Annotated in this window: 3 protein-coding genes and 1 pseudogene; all 4 read right to left on the bottom strand. The window is 70.4% G+C overall.

Annotated features, from left to right (window positions below):
- A pseudogene (locus AC5RTT_RS20270) lies at nt 1–276 on the bottom strand (hypothetical protein); the annotation flags it as partial.
- A gap of 40 nt (nt 277–316) precedes the next feature.
- Complete coding sequence (locus AC5RTT_RS20265) at nt 317–1018, bottom strand: SDR family oxidoreductase (protein ID WP_494052187.1); 702 nt, start codon at nt 1016–1018, stop codon at nt 317–319.
- 51 nt (nt 1019–1069) lie between these two features.
- Nucleotides 1070–2545 (bottom strand): PfkB family carbohydrate kinase, encoded by a 1476-nt coding sequence (locus AC5RTT_RS20260; RefSeq protein WP_494146664.1) that lies wholly within the window; start codon nt 2543–2545, stop codon nt 1070–1072.
- Nucleotides 2542–3053: D-sedoheptulose-7-phosphate isomerase (locus tag AC5RTT_RS20255; RefSeq protein WP_494146663.1), on the bottom strand; the 512-nt coding region annotated here is incomplete at its 5' end. The genes AC5RTT_RS20255 and AC5RTT_RS20260, both read right to left, overlap by 4 nt.

Below are 3053 nucleotides of genomic sequence, written 5' to 3'. Positions count from 1 at the left end.
ACCAACCAGCGCACCGGGCCCCGGCACAGTGGCTGAGCTCCACGAACTGTCCGCCGTCGAACTGCGCCACAGCCTGCGAAGTGGAGACGTTCGGGCAGCCGTGGCTGCCCATCCCCCGGTGGCGCTGCGTGCCACTTCCACGGCATGCTCCACTGCACCTGGTTCGGCTTCGGGCACCGTCCACAGGATGTCACCCGTGCGCGGATTCCGGATGGTGATGCCGGGTCCGCTGGCGGTGTCCTGGCTGATGGTGGTTTCGGTGGCAGTTGTAGGCATGGGGTTCCTCCCGTCGGTTCATGCAGGGCCGGTCTAGGGTTTAGGGCCAGGAGCCCTCCTCCTCGTGGCAGACCAGCATCTCGCGGACTTCGCAGCCCTTCGGCTGGGACAGCGCGAACAGGATGGCCTGGGCCACGTTCGCCGGATCGTTGAGCCGCGAATCGTCCTGCGGCTTGTACTGCTCCGTGCGGTCGTCGAAGAAGCGGGTCTTCATCCCGCCCGGGATCATGGTGGTGACCCCGATTTCCCCGCCGGTCTCGGCGGCGAGCGCGTGGCTGAAGCCCACCACTCCGAACTTGGAGGCGCAGTAGGCCGTTGCGTCAGCTACAGCGCGCTTGCCAAGCGTGGAGGCGACCGTGACTACCCGGCCATGGGTGGACTTGAGGTACGGCAGCGCGGCCCGGACCACGGACACGGTCCCCATCAGGTTCACCCCGATAACCTTTTCCCATTCCGTGGCTTCGACGTCGGCCAGCTTGCCGCAGCGGTCGATCCCGGCTGCGGTGACCACCGCGTCCAGCCCGCCCACCGTCTCGGCGGCTTCGCGCACCGCGGCCTCCACCGCCAGGCGGTCGGCGACGTCCACTTCGAAGGCCTTCACGCCGGAGACGTTGCTGATGTCGCGGTCCAGCACCACCGGGGTGCCACCCGCGTTGAGGACGGCCTCGACGACGGCGGCGCCCAGTCCGGAGGCCCCTCCGGTAACGAGGACGCGGCCGGGTGCATGCGATTCTGCGGTCATGGTGTTCCTTTCAATGGGAAATACGATGTCGTGCTGCGCTGCCAGTGCCGGTCAGCCCACCTTGGCGAGCGCGTTGGCGAGTCCCGTGGTGGAACGCGCCGGGTGGTAGGGAACCGTGAGGCAGCGGCCGCCCCAGCTTTCCACCAGGTCTGATTCCGGGAGCCGGGCGCCCTTGTAGTCGCCGCCCTTGACCCAGATGTCCGGGCGCAGCCGCTCCAGGGCGGCCTCCGGGGTGTCCTCGTCGAAGACCAGCACGGCGTCCACGCACTCCATGGCGAGCAGCAGCTCGGCCCTGTCGTGCTGGCCGATGATGGGACGTTCCGGGCCCTTGAGCCTCCGTACCGAGTCATCCGAGTTCAGGCAGACGATAAGGCAGTCCCCCAGCTCGCGTGCCGCGGCGAGGGAACGGACGTGGCCTGCGTGCAGCAGGTCGAAGCAGCCGCCGGTGGCCACCACGGTCCCGCCGTTCTGCCGGACCGTCCTGGCCAGCAGCAGCGGTTCGGTGGGGCGGCGCTTCGCTTTGAGGGACCGTGCCGGCGGGTCCGACGCGGCCACGCCTGTATCCTCCTCCGGCGCGGCAGGACCGGTGGTGCGGTCCGGAAGAGCCGCTACTCCGCCGGCAGCGAGGAAATCGGCAGCGTCGTGCACCGCCAGGCCGGCAGCCTCCTCCAGGGTCCTTCCGGCCAGCAGGTGCACAGCCAGGCCCGCTGCCAGCCGGTCCCCCGCCCCGCACGGATCACCCGCTTCCACCCTCGGAGCAGGCACCTGGAGCGGATTCTGGCCATCGCGGCGCAGCAGGACGGCGCCCTGCTCGCCCCGGGTGACCAGCACCGCGTTGCTCTGCCAGTGGTCCAGCAGGATGCGGCCGGCCGTTGCGGCCTGGTCCCCGGACCCGTCCTCTTCACCGCCGGCTGCCGCATTGTCCTTGGCGGGCTGCGGGCCTTTGTGCGCCAGGGCCTGGGCGGCCCTGACCGCTTCGGACAGGTTGGGCGTGGCCACGGCCACACCGGGCACCGGGTCCGGACCGGACGGATGGGGATCCCAGATGACGGGCACGTTCGGGGCCAACCGGGTAAGGAGTTCGCGGAGCCGGGGATTAGCGGCCACTCCCCTCCCGTAGTCGGCGACGATGATCACGCCCGCCTGTTCAACGGCGCTGAGCATGGCGGGGTTGACGTCGGGTACGGGGGTCTTTTCGCACCCCTGGTCGAAGCGCACCAGGGGATGCGAGCCTGCCCGCACCCGGGTTTTCACCGGCGAGGGGTAGCCGCTGGGGCCCGCCACGAGCCGCACTCCGGCGAGGTGCTCCTTCAGCTGCCGCCCGGCGTCGTCGTCGCCTAGGACCGTCACCAGGGTCACGGGCCAGCCGTCCTCGGCCAGCATCCGGGCCACCAGCCCGGCGCCTCCGGCACGACGGCGGATGCCCGAGACATCCACCACGGGAACCGGTGCGTCCGGGCTGAGGCGGGTCGCCTCACCTGAGAGGTCAACGTCCAGCATGACGTCCCCCACCACCACGATCCTCATGGCCGGCCACCTCCCACCGTGGGGCTGCGGCGGGCCACCTCAAGGTCGAAGGCCCGGCACACGGCGTGCAGCGCGATCAGGTGCCCTTCCTGCGCATTGGCGTTGAGGGCGTCTATCATCACGGCCTCGTCGCAGGCGTCGGCCAGCGGGTTGGGTCCTGCTCCGGTCAGCGCCCAGGTGGTCACGTTGAGCCGTGCTGCCGCCTCCGCGGCGCGCAGCAGGTTGGGGCTCTTGCCGCTGGTGGACAGCAGCATCAGCACATCGCCGGAACGGGCATGCGCCCGGACCTGGCGGGCGAACACCTCGTCATAGCCGTAGTCGTTGGCGATGGCCGTGACCGCGGAGGATTCAGCGTGCAGGGAGATGGCGGAGAACGGGACGCGTTCGCCGTCGAACCTGCCCACCAGTTCGGCGGTGAGGTGCTGCGCCTCGGCCGCGGACCCGCCGTTGCCGGCCGCGAGTAACCGCTGGCCGCGCAGCAGCCGCTGGGCTAGCTCGACTCCCCAGG

The organism is Arthrobacter sp. Y3221157 (assembly GCF_059089865.1).
This window is presented reverse-complemented; position numbering and strand designations above follow the sequence as displayed.